This window comes from Streptomyces sp. LZ34 (assembly GCF_053890475.1).
Genome location: NZ_CM132680.1, coordinates 7,335,167 through 7,352,038 on the forward strand (window position 1 = coordinate 7,335,167; position 16,872 = coordinate 7,352,038).

Consider the following 16,872-nt stretch of genomic DNA (forward strand, 5'->3'; position numbering starts at 1 on the left):
GTCGTGCAAGGATCAACCCGTCGCCACGGAAGTGAATCTGACCTTCCGATTGGTCGATCCAACTCTGCTTCGCCCTGCTCCGTATGCCCGTATGCCCGTACGTCTGGGAAGGCCCCTCTCTTGTCTGCTGTGTCCGCCATGCCTGTCGCAGTGCGCCTGCCGCGCACCGCGGCCGCGCGGCGGGCGCTGCTGGCGGCGCTGTTCCTCGGGGGTTTCCTGGCGCTCGCGTTCCTCTTCGGGGGCAGCGCGCACGCCGCGGAGCGTACGGACGCGGGCGGGGCGGCCGACTCGTCGACCGCCTCAGGGCTGCTCGACCCGGGCAGCGCCGATGACACCGCGGCACGGCACACGAAGGACGCCGCCGAGGTTACCGACGACACAGCCCTGGTCACCGACGACGCCGTACGGGAGGCCGTACGGCCGGTCGAGAAGCAGACCCGGGACCTCACCGAGCCGGTCACCGACCTGCTGGACCAGGCGGGCCAGTCCCTGCCCGTCCACCTGCCCTCCGACGTGCTCGGCGGGGCGGACGACGACACCGGTCCGAGCGGTTCCGTGCCTGCTCAGCGCCCGTCCGACGGCCACCGGGCCAAGGGCGGCAAGGCCCCGGAGCACCCGGTCACGCACGCCACTTCCGCCATGGGGCCCACGGCCTCGTGGTCGGCCGTGACCGCGCCGCGCACCGTCGCCGACCACGACCGGACCCCGGTCGTCCGGGCGGCGCACGGCCCGGCTCAGGGTGACGGCGTTCCGGCGCCGCTTCCCTTCCCCTTCTCCGGTTCCCCGGTGGGGACCGTCTCCCAGTGCACCGGCGACAGCGGCGCCCCCCGTAACGGGGACACCCATGCCGCCCTCGTGCCGGGCGGCCCGGCGAGCCACTGGCTGCGGCCCGGCGCCGTCCGCGCGGAGAGCTCCGCGCCGACGCGTGAGCGATTCAACGAAGTCCTCGAATTCCCCGGCTAGGGCAGACCAACACTCCGTCTGTTTAGACCTGCCGCGCGGGGGCGGGTCAGGTCTGCCCGTCCGAACATCCCCCTGAATTCGAAGGACTTCCCCCTCATGCGTAACAACATCCGCCGTTCCATCCTCGTCGTCGCCGCCGCCACCGGTATCTGGGCCCTCGGCACCGCCGCCGCCAACGCCGCCGACCTCCCCGAGGTTCCCTCCACCGACAGCGTCACCAGCACCGTCGACGGCGCCACCAAGACGGCCGGGGACACGCTGCCGACCGACGGCGTGAAGGACGTGACCAACGGCGTGGCCGACACCTCCAAGGTCACCGACACCGTCGGCAAGACCGTGGACGGCGCCAAGGCCACCGTGGACGGCGCGGCCTCGAAGGTCACCGGCACCGCGAAGGGCGCCCTGCCGGGCGTCGGCGACGTGACCGGCCTGACCGACGGCCTCACCAACGGCGCCACCGACAAGGCCGACCCGGCGAAGACGGTCAAGAAGGCCAAGAAGACCGTCAAGAAGGCGCAGAAGGCCGCCAAGAAGGTCACCGGCGGCGTCGACCTGCCCACCGGCGAGGTGCCCGGCGTCGTGCCGCAGCTCCCCGGCCTCGGCTCGCTGCCGTCCGTGCCCGTCACCCCCTCGGTGCCCGCCCTCCCCTCGGTCCCGGGCGAGCTGCCGGCCGTTCCGGCCACCCCTGAGCTGCCCGCCACCCCCGGCTCGGCCGACAACCTGCTCGCCGCCCTCTCCGGTGCGGGTGTCCGCCCGGAGGAGCTGGCCGGCAAGGCCCAGCGCGTCGTGGGCGACGCCCAGGCGGCCGCCGGTTCCATCGCCCCGGGCGAGCCTGCCGGGAACGGCGTGATCGCCAAGGTGACCCCCGTGGCCCAGCAGGCCGTCGGTGACGCCGGCGTGCTGGCCGACGACGTGTACCTGCAGGTCGCCCCGTACGCCCAGAACCTGGCCAACGGCGCCCAGGACAGCGCGACGGGCGTGGCCGCCGACAGCGTGCTGCTCGTGCAGGGCCTCACCCTGACGGTGACCACCGACGGGCAGATCACCGCCGGCAACGCCGTCGCGGGCGCCCGGACCCTGGTCCCGGCGCTGCCCGGCGACCTGACGGACGCCGCCAACATCCCGGCGCTGCCGATCCTGCCGGGCGTCCCCTCGGTCCCGGCCGACCTGCCGACCCTCCCGGTCACGAGCCTGCCGACGGTCCCGGCGGACCTCCCGACCGTTCCGGCCGACCTGCCGGCCGTTCCCGCTGACCTGCCGACCGTTCCGGCCGACCTGCCGACCGTTCCGGCCGACCTGCCGACCGTTCCCGCTGACCTGCCGGCCGTCCCGGCGGACCTGCCGGCCGTCCCCGCGGACCTCCCGGCCGTTCCGGCCGCGGAGCTGCCGACCGTCCCGGCTGACCTCCCGGCCGTTCCGGCCGAGCTGCCCGCTGTCGGTGGCATCGACGGCGTTGACGGCCTCGGCGGCCTCGGTGGGCTGAACGTCTGATGACACCACCAGCCGTACGCCGTACGGCAACTGCTTGACCGATCGGGCGGTCCTCTTTGGGGAGAGGGCCGCCCGATCGGCGTTCCCCCCGCTCAGGCCCCTCACACCCCTCCGAGCAGCACGGCTGTACAAAGATAGGTGGGTATGGTCGCGATCTGTGACCGTAATCACCGCGCCAGTGTGATCTGCGATTTAGGGACGCAGGTCCTGCGGGGATAACCTGCGAGACGGACATGCCGCGTACCCGGCGCACGTGTGCCGCCCTCGTCAAAGATCGCGTCCTCACGCTGCCAGCCGCGGCACGCCCGCGCAGACAACGAACCGCGATTTCCAGGAAAAGGGACGGACGCGCGTGGACCTGTTCGAATACCAGGCGAGGGACCTCTTCGCCAAGCACGGTGTACCGGTGCTGGCCGGTGAAGTCATCGACACGCCTGAGGCGGCGCGCGAGGTGACCGAGCGACTGGGCGGCCGCGCGGTCGTCAAGGCGCAGGTCAAGGTCGGCGGCCGTGGCAAGGCCGGTGGCGTCAAGCTGGCCTCCGACGCGGATGACGCGGTCGAGAAGGCCACCCAGATCCTGGGCATGGACATCAAGGGCCACACGGTCCACAAGGTGATGCTGGCCCAGACCGCGGACATCAAGGAGGAGTACTACGTCTCCTTCCTGCTGGACCGGACCAACCGCACCTTCCTCGCCATGGCGTCCGTCGAGGGCGGCGTCGAGATCGAGGTGGTCGCGGAGGAGAACCCCGAGGCGCTCGCCAAGATCCCGGTCGACGCCATCGAGGGCGTGACCAAGGAGAAGGCCGCCGAGATCGTCGCCGCGGCGAAGTTCCCGGCCGACATCGCCGACCAGGTCGCCGAGGTCCTGCAGACCCTGTGGAAGGTCTTCATCGCGGAGGACGCCCTCCTCGTCGAGGTCAACCCGCTGGTCAAGACGGGCGAGGGCAAGATCATCGCCCTGGACGGCAAGGTCTCCCTGGACGAGAACGCCGCCTTCCGCCAGCCGGAGCACGAGGCGCTCGAGGACAAGGCCGCGGCCAACCCCCTCGAGGCGGCCGCCAAGGCCAAGGGCCTCAACTACGTCAAGCTCGAGGGCGAGGTCGGCATCATCGGCAACGGCGCGGGTCTGGTCATGTCGACCCTCGACGTCGTCGCGTACGCCGGTGAGAACCACGGTGACGTCAAGCCCGCCAACTTCCTCGACATCGGCGGCGGCGCCTCCGCCGAGGTGATGGCCAACGGCCTGGAGATCATCCTCGGCGACCCGGACGTCAAGTCGGTCTTCGTCAACGTCTTCGGCGGCATCACCGCCTGTGACGCCGTGGCCAACGGCATCGTGCAGGCCCTGGAGCTGCTGAAGTCCAAGGGCGAAGAGGTCACCAAGCCGCTCGTCGTGCGCCTTGACGGCAACAACGCGGAGCTGGGTCGCAAGATCCTGACCGACGCCAACCACCCGCTCGTGCAGCAGGTGGACACCATGGACGGAGCGGCCGAGCGCGCCGCCGAGCTCGCGGCTGCGAAGTAAGGGAACAGGTCACCAACACCATGGCTATCTTCCTCACCAAGGAAAGCAAGGTCATCGTCCAGGGGATGACCGGGTCCGAGGGCCAGAAGCACACCCGGCGGATGCTTGCCTCGGGCACCAACATCGTCGGCGGTGTGAACCCGCGCAAGGCCGGTACGAAGGTCGACTTCGACGGCACCGAGGTACCGGTCTTCGGCGGCGTCAAGGAGGCCATCGAGGCCACCGGCGCCGACGTCACCGTCATCTTCGTCCCGGAGAAGTTCACCAAGGACGCGGTCATCGAGGCGATCGACGCCGAGATTCCGCTCGCCGTCGTGATCACCGAGGGCATCGCGGTCCACGACACCGCCAACTTCTGGGCCTACGCCGGCCAGAAGGGCAACAAGACCCGCATCATCGGCCCGAACTGCCCGGGTCTGATCACGCCGGGTCAGTCGAACGCGGGCATCATCCCGTCCGACATCACCAAGCCGGGCCGGATCGGTCTGGTGTCGAAGTCCGGCACGCTGACCTACCAGATGATGTACGAGCTGCGGGACATCGGCTTCTCGTCCTGCGTCGGCATCGGTGGTGACCCGATCATCGGCACCACCCACATCGACGCCCTGGCCGCCTTCGAGGCCGACCCCGACACCGACCTGATCGTGATGATCGGCGAGATCGGCGGCGACGCGGAGGAGCGGGCCGCGGCCTTCATCAAGGCCAATGTCACCAAGCCGGTCGTCGGCTATGTGGCGGGCTTCACCGCGCCCGAGGGCAAGACCATGGGCCACGCCGGTGCGATCGTGTCCGGGTCCTCCGGCACCGCGCAGGCGAAGAAGGAGGCCCTGGAGGCCGCGGGCGTGAAGGTCGGCAAGACCCCGTCCGAGACCGCCCGCCTGGCGCGCGCCGCGCTGGCCGGCTGACGCCGCCGGCCGGAGCGTACGGCTCACGGGCGCGGGCCCGCACCACCCACGGGGTGGTGCGGGCCCGCGCCTTTTGCTGTCCCCGTTGCCTTTCACCGCCGCCTCTACCGCGAAAGGTACATAAGCGCAATCTTTACGACACGGCGACTAATCGCCTGATGTACGGATGAAACGGAGGTTATTGGCAGCATGGGCGCGTGACCCAATTGACCGATCGCAGCCCGTCGTTGTCCTCCCCTGGCCGCGCCGCGCTTCGGCGCCCCTCCTCCGAGGTGAGAGAGGCGTTCCTCGGCGGCGTCGTCGCCGCGGGGCTCGGGCTGGGCGCGCTCGCCGTCGTCGTACTCCTGCTGTGGATCACCTCCTCGGCCCCCGACAGCAGCCCGGACGGTGCCCTGCACATCGCCGCCGACCTGTGGCTTCTCGCGCATGGCGCGGAGCTCGTACGGACCGAGACGCTGTCGGGGGACTCCGCGCCCGTCGCGCTCACCCCGCTGTTGCTCAGTGCCCTGCCGTGCTGGCTGCTCTACCGGGCCGGGCGGCACGCGATCGAGACGGGAGTGCCGGAGGAGGCGGAGGAGGCTGCTGAGGCGGCCGGCGGCGCGGGGCTGTGGGTGCCCGGGGAGGGCACGCTCCACCCGCGCACCGCCTTCGGATGGGTGACGGGCGGCTATCTGCTGGTCGGGGTGGCCGTCGTGGTGTACGCCTCGACGGGGCCGCTGCATGTCGAGCCGCTCAGCGCTCTGCTGCATCTGCCGCTCATCGCCGCGGCGGCCGTCGCGGTGGGGGTGTGGGCCGCGGACGGGCGGTTCCCCAGACCGCTGCTGCCCGCCTCCGCGCGCGAGGCGTGCCGCCGGTGGCGGGGTCGGCTGAAGGACTGGTTGCGTGCGCGGTTGCTCGCCCGGCTGCCGCGCGCCGTACGGCTCGTTTCGGCCCGTCACCGGCTCAAGCGCCTGGTACGCCTGGTGTGCCTTGTGCCCTTCGTGCGGCTCCGCTCGGCCGCCGGGCGCCGGGGCGCCGCCCCCGGGGCCGCCGGGCTCCGGCCCCCGGCGTACCGGACCCCCGTCTTCCGCGCCGCCGTGCTGCGGTCCGCCGGGGGCGCCGTGATCGTGCTGCTCGGCTGCGGCGCGCTGCTCACGGCGGTGTCGCTGATGAGCCACGCGGGTGCGGTGCAGGTGGCGTTCCTGGAGCTCAGCGACGTGTGGTCCGGCCGTTTCGCGGTGCTGCTGATCAGCCTGGCGCTGCTGCCGAACGCGATCGTCTGGGGCGCGGCGTACGGACTCGGCCCGGGGTTCACGGTCGGCGCCGCCGCCGTCGGCCCGCTGGGCGTGGCGGACTACCCCGACCTCCCCCACTTCCCCCTGCTGGCCGCGCTGCCCGCCGAGGGCGGGGGCGTCCCGCTGAGCTGGCTGACGGGGTGCGCGGCGGGGGCGTCGGTGGCGTGGTTCGTCGCGGTCGCGGCGGTACGGCGGGTGGACGGCGGCCAGGGCGCCCAGGGCGGCGAGCGCGGTCGGGGCGGTCAGGCCGTCCAGGGCGGAGTCGAGGGCGGCAAAGAGGGCGGAGGCGGGGACGGGGCCGGAGAAAGAGGCGAGGCCAGAGGCGGGGCCGGAGGCGAGGGGCGGGCGCTGCGGCCGGCCGTGTCGGTGTGGGGGTGGGCGCAGACCGCCCTGATGGCCGCGGGCGCCTCGCTCGGCTGCGCCGCCGCGATGGCGCTGCTCGCCGGAGCGTCGGGCGGGGCCCTGGGCACCCACGGGCTCGCCGAGCTGGGCCCGAGCTGGTGGCATACGGGCGTGGCGACGCTGGCCTGGACGGCCCTGCCCGGGATTCCCGGAGCGGTCCTCCTGCGGTGGCTGCGGCTGTTCGTGCCCGCGCTGATGGCCTGGGTGGCCCGTAAGGCGGAGGCCCGGGCCTGGGCCGCCTCGGCGGCGCCCGCATCGCGTCCGGAGGCCGAGGGCCAGAGCGAGCAGGGCGCCGGGGACGGCGGGGACGGCGGGGCGGGCGGCGCCGCCGCGCCGTCGTCCTCCGTGTCCTCCGCGTCCTCCGTGTCCTGGTGGCGGCAGTTCTTCCCGCGCTACGACACGGCTCCGGGCCCCAAGGCCGACCCGCCCGCGGCGCCGCCCGCCGACCTGGGCCGTGAGGCGCTCAGGGCCTGTCCCGCGGGGGAGTGCGCCGACGGTCCGCCATGTGTGACGGCGGCGAACAGCACGAAGACCGTGGCCGGATGCCGGGGTTCGGGGTGCTGGGGAACGTGAAAGGGGCGGGCGGCTACGACGTATCCGCGTCGCAGCCGCCCCTGTGTGCTCAGGCCTGGTTTGCCGGGGCCCGGCATGCTGAGGCCCGGCGTGTCGGGGCCCGGTTTGCGCAGGGCTCCTCGGGCCCCTCGGTCCCGCTCAGTCCTCCGTGCTGAGCAGCGGCCGGAGCTGCTTCGGCAGCAGGTCCTCGCAGGCGTTCCGGGAGGTCTGGGTGAGGGAGTCGTCCACACATGAGTAGTAGTCGCTGTAGACGACCTGGACGGTGAAGGTCGCCACGACGATGGCCAGCGCGAGACCGCCCGTGACCAGCCCGCTGATCGCCGCCGTGGCCTGCGGCTTCGAGGGGCCGGTGCCCGGTGCCGGGAGATGGGCCGGGGTGGCGCCGGGGGTGGGCGGCGGGGCGTTCAGCGGGACGGCCGCGGGCGGCGTCGGCGCCGGCCGGCGCGGCTTGGCGCGCAGGGAGCTGATGCCCCAGTAGAGGGCCAGCGCCCCGAGCAGCAGCGCGATCTCCGGCAGGCTGAACAGCGCGAAGAAGAAGGCCCACATGCCCGCGAGCAGGGCGTAGCGTCCGCGCCGCTGGGCCGGGTCGTTCGGGTCCCAGCGCGGGCTGCCCGAGCCGCCCTGGCCGCCCGTCCCGGACGGTCGGCCAGGGTTCGAGCCGAAGTTGCCGTTCTGGCGGCCGGGCTGGCGGCTGCTCCACTGGCTGCCCCAGGCCGGAGGCTGCTGCGGCGGGCCGTCCTGGCCACCCTGGCCGTCCTGGCCGCCCTGTGCGCCGTCGCCCGGGCCGCCGGGCCCGCCGGGGGCACTGGGCCACGGGGCGCCGGGCCCACCGGGCGCGGCGCGGCCGTCATCGGGGCCACCGCTGCCGTTGTCGCTGCCGTTGTCGTTGCCATTGTTGCCGGCGCCCTCACCGCCGCCCGGCGCGGCGTCGGGCCGGTGCCTGGGCTGCCAGGGCTGGTCCGGCCGTCCCTCCGGCGGCGGCGCGAAGGGGTTGTCCTCCTGGCGCCCGGCGGGCGAGCCCTCGGGCGAGGTGGAGGAGGACGGGGACTGCTGCTCCCGGAGCAGCGGCGTCGTGCGCGGCGTGCGGGCGTGCCTCATCGCGGCCCCCCGGTACGGGCAGGGGTCGGCGTGAGGCAGTGAGCCGCGCGGCGGCGTCGGTCCGGCATGTGGAGGTGTCTTCCCCTTGTGTCGTCGTGATGCACGCAAGGCTTCCGTACAGCCTGCGCCGTACGGCTCCCCTGCGCGGGCGCGACGGTGGTTCCCACGGCGTCAGTCGGATTCGCAGTCCAGACGCTACCTCCCGCGCCCGCCCCCGTCCCCCGGGGGCCGTTTCATGTGCCGGTATCGTTGCTGACGGTCGGCGGCTTCGTAGAGTTCCCCGGAATTCAGGACTCCGCGACCTTGTACGACCACACAAACGCAGTCGCACCACCACAGAGAAGCACCCGCCCGAGCCTTCACACCACCCCGCCGCGCCACCGCGCCCGGCGTCCGCACCGCCTGCCCCACCCCGCCCCACCCCCGCTTCGCCCCGCATCGCCCGCGAGAAAGATCCCCGCCGTGGCCTCCCCGCCTCCCCTCGCCGCCCGCCCCGAGCGCCCCGCCCGCCTCGTCGTCCTCGTCTCCGGTTCCGGGACGAATCTGCAGGCGCTCCTCGACGCGATCGCCGCCGAGGGCGCCTCCGGCTTCGGGGCTGAGGTCGTGGCCGTCGGAGCCGACCGCGCCGGCATCGCAGGCCTGGAGCGCGCCGAGCGCGCCGGCATCCCCACCTTCGTATGTCGGGTGAAGGACCACGCCACCCGAGCCGAGTGGGACCGGGCGCTGGCCGTGGCGACGGCCGTGTACGAGCCGGACCTCGTGGTCTCGGCGGGGTTCATGAAGATCCTGGGCCAGGAGTTCCTCGCCCGCTTCGGCGGCCGGTGCGTCAACACCCACCCCGCGCTGCTGCCCAGCTTTCCCGGTGCCCACGGCGTGCGCGACGCGCTCGCGTACGGCGTGAAGGTGACCGGCTGCACCGTCCATCTCGTCGACGACGGAGTCGACACCGGCCCGATCATCGCCCAGGGCGTGGTCGAGGTCCGGGACGAGGACGACGAGTCCGCTCTGCACGAGCGGATCAAGGAAGTCGAGCGCTCGCTGCTCGTCGAGGTCGTGGGGCGTCTGGCCCGCAACGGCTACCGCATTGAGGGACGAAAGGTAAGGATCCCGTGACCGCCGAAGGTACGAAGCGGCCCATCCGCCGCGCGCTGGTCAGCGTCTACGACAAGTCGGGGCTCGAGGAGCTGGCCCGGGGGCTGGACGCGGCCGGGGTCCAGCTCGTCTCGACCGGCTCGACGGCGGCGAAGATCGCCGCCGCGGGCGTCCCGGTCACCAAGGTGGAGGAGCTGACCGGCTTCCCCGAGTGTCTCGACGGCCGCGTCAAGACGCTGCACCCGCGCGTCCACGCGGGCATCCTCGCCGACCAGCGGCTCGACTCGCACCGCGAGCAGCTCGCGGAGCTGGGCGTCGAGCCCTTCGAGCTGGTCGTCGTCAACCTCTACCCGTTCCGGGAGACCGTCGCCTCGGGTGCCTCGCCCGACGAGTGCGTCGAGCAGATCGACATCGGCGGCCCCTCCATGGTCCGCGCTGCCGCCAAGAACCACCCGTCGGTGGCCGTGGTCGTCAACCCCGGGCGCTACGCGGACGTGCTGAAGGCCGCCGCGGAGGGCGGCTTCGACCTGGAGCAGCGCAAGCGGCTGGCGAGCGAGGCGTTCCAGCACACCGCGGCGTACGACGTGGCGGTGGCCAACTGGTTCGCCGACGGCTACGCCGCTGACGAGAGCCCCTGGCCGGACTTCATCGGCGCCACCTACGCGCGCGAGCAGGTCCTGCGCTACGGCGAGAACCCGCACCAGCCCGCCGCGCTCTACAGCGACGGCAGCGGCAAGGGCCTCGCGCACGCCGAGCAGCTGCACGGCAAGGAGATGTCGTACAACAACTACGTCGACACCGAGGCCGCGCGGCGTGCGGCGTACGACCACGACCAGCCCTGCGTCGCGATCATCAAGCACGCCAACCCCTGCGGCATCGCGGTCGGAGCGGACGTCGCCGAGGCCCACCGCAACGCGCACGCCTGCGACCCGCTGTCGGCGTTCGGCGGCGTGATCGCAGTCAACCGCCCGGTGACGGTCGCCATGGCCGAGCAGGTCGCCGAGATCTTCACCGAGGTCATCGTCGCCCCGGCGTACGAGGACGGCGCCGTCGAGGTGCTGGCCCGCAAGAAGAACATCCGCGTGCTGCGCTGCGCCGACGCGCCCGCGGCCGTCGTCGAGCAGCGCCCCATCGAGGGCGGCACGCTCGTCCAGGCCAAGGACCGCTTCCAGGCCGAGGGCGACGACCCGGCCAACTGGACCCTGGCGACCGGCGAGGCGCTGGACGCCGACGGCCTGGCCGAGCTGGCCTTCGCCTGGCGCGCCTGCCGGGCCGTGAAGTCCAACGCGATCCTGCTCGCGAAGGACGGCGCGACGGTCGGCGTCGGCATGGGCCAGGTCAACCGCGTCGACTCGGCGAAGCTGGCCGTGCAGCGGGCGGGCGAGGAGCGGGCGGGCGGCTCGTACGCGGCGTCCGACGCCTTCTTCCCCTTCCCCGACGGCCTGGAGGTGCTGGCGGAGGCCGGGATCAAGGCCGTGGTGCAGCCGGGCGGCTCGGTCCGCGACGAGCTGACCGTCGAGGCGGCCCGGAAGGCGGGCGTGACCATGTACTTCACGGGCACGCGCCACTTCTTCCACTGAGGCGCACTGAGGCGCGCCAAGGCGTACTGAGGCGCACCGAGGCATACGGAACGAGGGACCGAGGGCCGCACCCCCGAGAGGTGGGGTGCGGCCTTTCGGCCCTGATTGGAACAGACGTCCCCGCATCCGGGAGGATGAAGCCATGACCGCGCAGATTCTCGATGGCAAGGCAACCGCAGCCGCGATCAAGTCCGATCTCGTCAGCCGAGTGGAGGCGCTCAAGGCCAAGGGCATCCACCCCGGCCTCGGGACCGTGCTGGTCGGCGAGGACCCGGGCAGCAAGTGGTACGTCGCGGGCAAGCACCGCGACTGCGCCGAGGTCGGCATCTCCTCCATCCGGCGCGACCTGCCCGAGACCGCCACCCAGGAGGAGATCGAGGCGGCCGTACGGGAGCTCAACGAGGACCCGGGCTGCACGGGCTACATCGTCCAGCTGCCGCTCCCCAAGGGCATCGACGCCAACCGTGTGCTGGAGCTGATCGACCCGTCCAAGGACGCCGACGGGCTGCACCCGACGAACCTCGGCCGGCTGGTGCTGAACGAGACCGGCCCCCTGCCGTGCACCCCGTACGGCATCATCCAGCTGCTGCGCCACCACGGCGTGGAGATCAACGGCGCCCACGTGGTGGTGGTCGGCCGCGGCATCACCGTCGGCCGGTCGATCGGGCTGCTGCTCACCCGGCGCTCGGAGAACGCCACGGTCACGCTGTGCCACACCGGCACCCGCGAGCTGTCCGGGCTGCTGCGCCAGGCCGACATCATCGTGGCGGCGGCCGGGGTGCGGCACCTGATCAAGGCGGAGGACGTCAAGCCGGGGGCGGCGGTGCTCGACGTCGGCGTCAGCCGGGACGAGCACGGCAAGATCGCCGGTGATGTGCACCCCGACGTGAACGAGGTCGCGGGCTGGATCTCCCCGAACCCGGGCGGTGTCGGCCCGATGACCCGCGCCCAGCTGCTGGTCAACGTGGTGGAGGCCGCGGAGCGGGCCGCCAAGGCCGCCGACGGCGACGGCGACAGCGGTGCCGGGCATGCCGGCTGAGGCCGGCGAGCCGGCTGCGGAACCGGCCGGACAGCTCCCCCCGGCGGCGTCCAACGGAGCGGCGGCGCCCCCTGCCGCCAGATCGCGCCGCTTTCCCCTGATCACCCGGGACACCGCCCGCCCCGAGGGCGGCGGCCGCGCGGCGTCCGGCGGCGCCCCGGCGCCCGCCCGCCAGTGGCCGCTGCTGGTGGTGGTGGCCGGCGTCGGCGTGGGGCTGCTGGTGGTGGCCCTGGACGCGTTCCGCGCGGGCACGGTCCTGGTGGGGCTGTCCCTGCTGACGGGCGCGCTGCTGCGGTGGGCGCTGCCGGAGGTCGGGATGCTGGCGGTGCGCTCCCGCTTCACCGACATGCTGACGTACGGGGTGCTGGGGTCGGCGATCGTGCTGCTGTCGCTGATGGCCCAGCCCGACCCCTGGCTGGAAGTCCCGTTCCTGGAGGACGTGGTGCACTTCACCGTCCGATAGGACGATGAGGTCTTCGCCACCTGACCGCTCACCGCCCGCGCACTGCGACGGCCCGTCCTCTCCCCCGAAGAAGGACGGGCCGTCTGAGATAAGGGTTCTGTTAAGAGGGCTGCTGGATCAATGGACGTCGAGGGCCTGTGGCGCGGAAGTGACCATTCCGGTACGACATCTCGGGTGCGCAACAGCCGTGTAGGGGCGCATGGGGAGCGCGCCCAGGTCCGGAATGCTCCGGTGCGCCCCTGCTGGGGGAACTGTCATCCTTGGGCGGGCCATCTCCCTGGGTAACGGATCCAGGACTCTCGGAGGGCCCAAGCGGGGGCAGAGCACGGGAAGTTCACGGATACACGGGGGGACAGGGGGAGGCAATGCCTCGTTGGAGGGAGCTGCCGGAGGAGCTCGATCCGCAGGTTCGGGAGTTCGTCGGGCAACTGCGCAGGCTTGTCGAGAACAGCGAGCTGGGCCTCGTCGCGGTCGCCGACCGCACCGGCTACAGCAAGACATCCTGGGAGCGCTACCTCAACGGTCGTCTGCTGCCGCCCCAGGGCGCCGTGGTGGCGCTGGCCGAGGCGACGGGCACGGACGTCGAGCATCTGAGCACCCTGTGGGAGCTGGCGGAGCGCGCGTGGAGCCGCTCCGAGTTACGGCACGACGTCACGATGGAGGCGATCAGGGTCGCGCAGGCACGGGCCACGCTGGGGGAGGCGAGCCCGCTGCCGCAGTCGAGGAACGGCCGCACGGCGGAGGAGGCCGGAGCCGAGTCGACCCGTGTCGAGGCACCCCGTACCGAGGCACCCCGCGTCGAGGCACCCCGTACCGAGGCACCCCGCGTCGAGACACCCCGTACCCGGGCACCTGGCGCCGAGATGCCCCGTACCGAGGCGGCGGTGCGCAGGGCTACAGCCGTGCCGCCCGTGGCGCCCGTGGCGGACCCTCCGCTCGTCTCCGCCGCACCGGCCTCGCTTCCCGAGCCGCCTGATCAGCCGGGCCCGCCGCGCGCGGGCGATCCCGACGCCGGGTCGCCGCCGCCGGACGGGCGCCGCCGACGCGTCCCGCTGTTCGTCGCCGCGGCGGTCGGGGTGCTGCTCATGGGCGCGGCGGCGGTCCTGCTGGTCAACCCGGGCGGCCGCGCGGACGAGCGAGCGAAGGCCCCGACGCCAGGGTGGACCACGACCACCGGCCCCAGCCTGCCCAGCGGGGTGAAGTGCGCCGGCCAGGAGTGCGCCGGCAAGGACCCCGAGGCCATGGGGTGCGGTGGCGCGTACGCCAGGACGACCGCGAGCGTGACCGTGGGCAGCGCCTATGTCGAGGTGCGCTACAGCAAGGTGTGCGGGGCGGCGTGGGCCCGGATCACCAAGGCCGCCCCGGGCGACCGGTTACAGGTGACCGCGCCCGCCCGGGGCGCCGTCGGCCCGGCGCGCGCCGGGAACGGCAAGGTCAACGCCGACGGCGACGCCTACACCCGGATGATCGCGGTCGACTCCACCGCCCGCGCCAAGGCCTGCGCCACCCTCACCACCGGACAGCGCGGCTGCACCGCGACGGCCGCGGGGCACACCAGCACCCCCTCCCGCACCAGCGCCACGTCCCGCACCGGCACCCCCTCCCGCACCGGCGCGCCGTAGCGCGACCCCCGACAAGGGCCCTCGTCCGAGGGGATCTCCAAGGAATATCCGTGTCGGGGGGAATGCGCTCGCCGAATCGGGGCAGGCGCACGCCGAGCCCCCCACGGGTGCGGCATGGCACCGTGGCGGCCGCCTGCTACTCCCCCCTCCTTGCGGCAGGCGGCCGCCGAATGCCCGTCCCGGGCCCGGCCTGTCTGCGGCCGGGCCTTGTCTGTCGGCGGTGAGCGGTTACACAGTGGCCCCTGGGGCCCCGTGCATCCTCGTCGGATAGCCTGACGCCGGTATCTCGACACCAAGAGATCGACAGAAAACACAGCGCAGGAGACCGCCATGACCCGCACTCCCGTCAATGTCACCGTCACCGGCGCGGCCGGCCAGATCGGCTACGCGCTGCTCTTCCGCATCGCCTCCGGCCAGCTCCTCGGCGCGGACGTGCCGGTCAAGCTGAACCTCCTGGAGATCCCGCAGGGCCTGAAGGCCGCCGAGGGCACCGCGATGGAGCTCGACGACTGCGCCTTCCCGCTGCTTCAGGGCATCGACATCACCGACGACCCGAACGTGGCCTTCAACGGCGCGAACGTGGCGCTCCTGGTCGGCGCCCGGCCGCGGACGAAGGGCATGGAGCGCGGCGACCTGCTGGAGGCCAACGGCGGCATCTTCAAGCCGCAGGGCAAGGCCATCAACGACCACGCCGCGGACGACATCAAGGTCCTGGTCGTCGGCAACCCGGCGAACACCAACGCGCTCATCGCCCAGGCCGCCGCCCCGGACGTACCGGCCGAGCGCTTCACCGCGATGACCCGTCTGGACCACAACCGCGCCCTCTCGCAGCTCTCGAAGAAGACCGGCGTCCCGGTCGCGGAGATCGCCAAGCTCACGATCTGGGGCAACCACTCCGCCACCCAGTACCCGGACGTCTTCCACGCCGAGGTCGCGGGCAAGAACGCCGCCGAGGTCGTGAACGACGAGCAGTGGCTGGCCGAGACGTTCATCCCGACCGTCGCCAAGCGCGGTGCCGCGATCATCGAGGCGCGCGGTGCCTCGTCGGCCGCCTCCGCCGCCAACGCCGCCATCGACCACGTGTACACCTGGGTCAACGGCACCCCGGCCGGGGACTGGACCTCCGCCGGTGTGGTCTCCGACGGCTCGTACGGCGTGGCGGAGGGGCTCATCTCGTCCTTCCCGGTGACCGCCAAGGACGGCAAGTTCGAGATCGTCCAGGGCCTGGAGATCAACGACTTCTCGCGCTCCCGCATCGACGCGTCGGTGAAGGAGCTCGAGGAGGAGCGCGAGGCCGTGCGCGGCCTCGGCCTGATCTGATCGGCCTGATCTGAGCGGCCTGATCCGAGGCCCTATCCGAAGGGTCATCTTCCGGTATTCACTCCGGAGGGTGGCCCTTTTGCCATTTCTCTATGGCTGTGGCTCAGCTTCCCCTATTTTGAGAGGAGTTGCCGGTAAGGGGTGACGCCGGCCTCGGGGGGAGAGCATGGCCAGGGACACGGGCGCGGAGCATGGGCAGGATCCCGCCGGGGCGGGCGGGCGTGCGTACGGCGACATCCACATCGGCAATGTCCGCGGCGGCGTCGTAGGCATCGGCGACCACAACCACATCGTGAACGTGCGCGGGGAAACGGTCCCGTGCGACCCCGCGTACCAGCAGTTGCTGGAGGCCGTGCGGCAGCTTGCCACGGATCTTGACCGGCTTGTCGAGAGCCCCGCGGTCAGCGCGCTGGCGGACGAGCTGTCCGAGGCCGAGGACGAGATCCGGCGCACCGGGGCGGCGGCCCCCGGCCGCCTCACCCGGCTTCGAGCGCTGCTTCAGGACGCGAGCGCGAGCATCGGCGTGCTGGCGTCCGGTGTGGCCCTGGGGCAGACGCTCGGCGCGCTGCTGGGCGGCTGAGATCGCGCGACGCGCGCGGCGACAGAAGCGGCGGCAGAAGTTGCAGAAGAGTTCAATCGTCGGGGGGCTTGGATGAGCGACGCGGACGCGGAGCGGCAGGAGTGGATGGACGGCGGCGCCGCACCCGCGCCGCCATCGGTCGGGGATGCGCGGCGGGGCCTGCGGGCGGCCGCCGTGGCGGTGGTGTTGTGCGGCGCGCTCGCGTTCGCCGGATGGGTGGCGTTCGGGAGCGACGGCAAGGGCGGGTATCGGGCGGGCCCCGTCCCCGGGGTGGGTGAGAGTTCGGCGCCCGGCCCGTCGAGCACGGACGGGACACCGCCCGACGACGCGTTTCCGACCCCCGGCCAGGAGTCCGGCACCCCGTCGGCCTCCCCGTCGGCGGGCCCGTACGACCCGCCGTCCGAGTCCCCGGCCCAATCCCCGTCCCTGTCGCCCTCGGCCACGCCCTTCGGGTCCCCGCCCGCGGGATTCCGCACGGAGGACGACCCGGCGGGCTTCACCCTCGCCGTCCCGGACGGCTGGCGGCGCACCGCGGAAGGCCCCAGCGTCTTCTACACCTCGTCCGACCAGGCCACCATGGTGCAGATCTTCGAGCTGCACGGCCCGGAGCGGACGCCGTACGAGTCGGCGCAGGAAGCCGAGCGGATCGCCGCGCGGCAGAGCGGCTATGAGCAGATCGCCCTGGGGCGGACCGGGCAGGGCGCCATGGACCCGGCGGAGCTGGAGTACACCTACGACAGCGAGAAGTACGGGGGCTCCCGGCGCGTCCTCGACCACCGCTTCACCGCGTCCGACGGCACGATGTACGCCGTCCTGGTCATTGGCCCGGCCGACGACCGCGCCGGACAGCAGGAGATCCAGCAGACCGCCGTCGACTCCTTCCGCCTGAGCTGACGCGATCCATCGAGTCGAACCATCGAGTTGTCCCATTGAGTCGAACCA

The 16,872-nt window shown here is 72.9% G+C and carries 14 protein-coding genes; 13 read left to right on the forward strand and 1 reads right to left on the reverse strand.

Translation table 11 applies throughout. The features are described from left to right. The first annotated feature begins 138 nt into the window (after positions 1-138). The 5 genes from ACWY4P_RS30405 to ACWY4P_RS30425 all read left to right on the forward strand — a co-directional run bounded on the left by ACWY4P_RS30405 (position 139) and on the right by ACWY4P_RS30425 (position 7,136). Complete coding sequence (locus tag ACWY4P_RS30405; RefSeq protein WP_456203637.1) at positions 139-963, forward strand: hypothetical protein; 825 nt, start codon at positions 139-141, stop codon at positions 961-963. 96 nt (positions 964-1,059) lie between these two features. Further along, on the forward strand, positions 1,060-2,454 hold the full coding sequence (locus ACWY4P_RS30410) for a hypothetical protein (RefSeq protein ID WP_456203638.1): 1,395 nt from the start codon (positions 1,060-1,062) through the stop codon (positions 2,452-2,454). A 352-nt stretch (positions 2,455-2,806) separates the two neighbouring features. After that, positions 2,807-3,982: an ADP-forming succinate--CoA ligase subunit beta gene (sucC, locus tag ACWY4P_RS30415; protein WP_456203639.1), complete on the forward strand. Its 1,176-nt coding sequence runs from the start codon at positions 2,807-2,809 to the stop codon at positions 3,980-3,982. Between the two features lie 20 nt (positions 3,983-4,002). Beyond that, complete coding sequence (gene sucD / locus ACWY4P_RS30420) at positions 4,003-4,887, forward strand: succinate--CoA ligase subunit alpha (protein WP_456203640.1); 885 nt, start codon at positions 4,003-4,005, stop codon at positions 4,885-4,887. Positions 4,888-5,084: 197 nt separating this feature from the next. Next, positions 5,085-7,136, forward strand: a complete 2,052-nt coding sequence (locus tag ACWY4P_RS30425; protein ID WP_456203641.1) for a cell division protein PerM — start codon at positions 5,085-5,087, stop codon at positions 7,134-7,136. Positions 7,137-7,274: 138 nt separating this feature from the next. Here the strand turns inward: ACWY4P_RS30425 and ACWY4P_RS30430 are convergent, their stop codons facing one another. After that, positions 7,275-8,234, reverse strand: a complete 960-nt coding sequence (locus ACWY4P_RS30430; RefSeq protein ID WP_456203642.1) for a hypothetical protein — start codon at positions 8,232-8,234, stop codon at positions 7,275-7,277. Positions 8,235-8,696: 462 nt separating this feature from the next. Between ACWY4P_RS30430 and purN the strand changes: the two genes are divergently transcribed. From purN to ACWY4P_RS30470, 8 genes are all read left to right on the forward strand, one after another. Beyond that, positions 8,697-9,347, forward strand: a complete 651-nt coding sequence (gene purN / locus ACWY4P_RS30435) for a phosphoribosylglycinamide formyltransferase (protein ID WP_456203643.1) — start codon at positions 8,697-8,699, stop codon at positions 9,345-9,347. After that, positions 9,344-10,906: a bifunctional phosphoribosylaminoimidazolecarboxamide formyltransferase/IMP cyclohydrolase gene (gene purH / locus ACWY4P_RS30440; RefSeq protein ID WP_456203644.1), complete on the forward strand. Its 1,563-nt coding sequence runs from the start codon at positions 9,344-9,346 to the stop codon at positions 10,904-10,906. The genes purN and purH overlap by 4 nt, the downstream gene beginning before the upstream one ends. A 142-nt stretch (positions 10,907-11,048) precedes the next feature. After that, on the forward strand, positions 11,049-11,945 hold the full coding sequence (locus ACWY4P_RS30445; protein WP_456203645.1) for a bifunctional methylenetetrahydrofolate dehydrogenase/methenyltetrahydrofolate cyclohydrolase: 897 nt from the start codon (positions 11,049-11,051) through the stop codon (positions 11,943-11,945). Further along, positions 11,935-12,408 carry a DUF3017 domain-containing protein gene (locus tag ACWY4P_RS30450; RefSeq protein ID WP_456203646.1) on the forward strand — a complete coding sequence of 158 codons (474 nt, stop codon included), beginning with the start codon at positions 11,935-11,937 and terminating at the stop codon, positions 12,406-12,408. Before ACWY4P_RS30445 ends, ACWY4P_RS30450 begins: the two co-directional genes overlap by 11 nt. 365 nt (positions 12,409-12,773) lie before the next feature. After that, entirely contained in the window at positions 12,774-14,030 is a 1,257-nt protein-coding gene (locus tag ACWY4P_RS30455; protein WP_456203647.1) for a DUF2690 domain-containing protein, read from the forward strand. A 330-nt stretch (positions 14,031-14,360) separates the two neighbouring features. Further along, positions 14,361-15,350, forward strand: coding sequence for a malate dehydrogenase (locus ACWY4P_RS30460; RefSeq protein ID WP_089512565.1), 990 nt, complete (start codon positions 14,361-14,363; stop codon positions 15,348-15,350). A 166-nt stretch (positions 15,351-15,516) separates the two neighbouring features. Further along, on the forward strand, positions 15,517-15,930 hold the full coding sequence (locus ACWY4P_RS30465) for a hypothetical protein (RefSeq protein WP_456203648.1): 414 nt from the start codon (positions 15,517-15,519) through the stop codon (positions 15,928-15,930). Between the two features lie 72 nt (positions 15,931-16,002). Then, on the forward strand, positions 16,003-16,824 hold the full coding sequence (locus tag ACWY4P_RS30470; protein ID WP_456203649.1) for a serine/arginine repetitive matrix protein 2: 822 nt from the start codon (positions 16,003-16,005) through the stop codon (positions 16,822-16,824). The last annotated feature ends 48 nt before the right edge of the window (positions 16,825-16,872 follow it).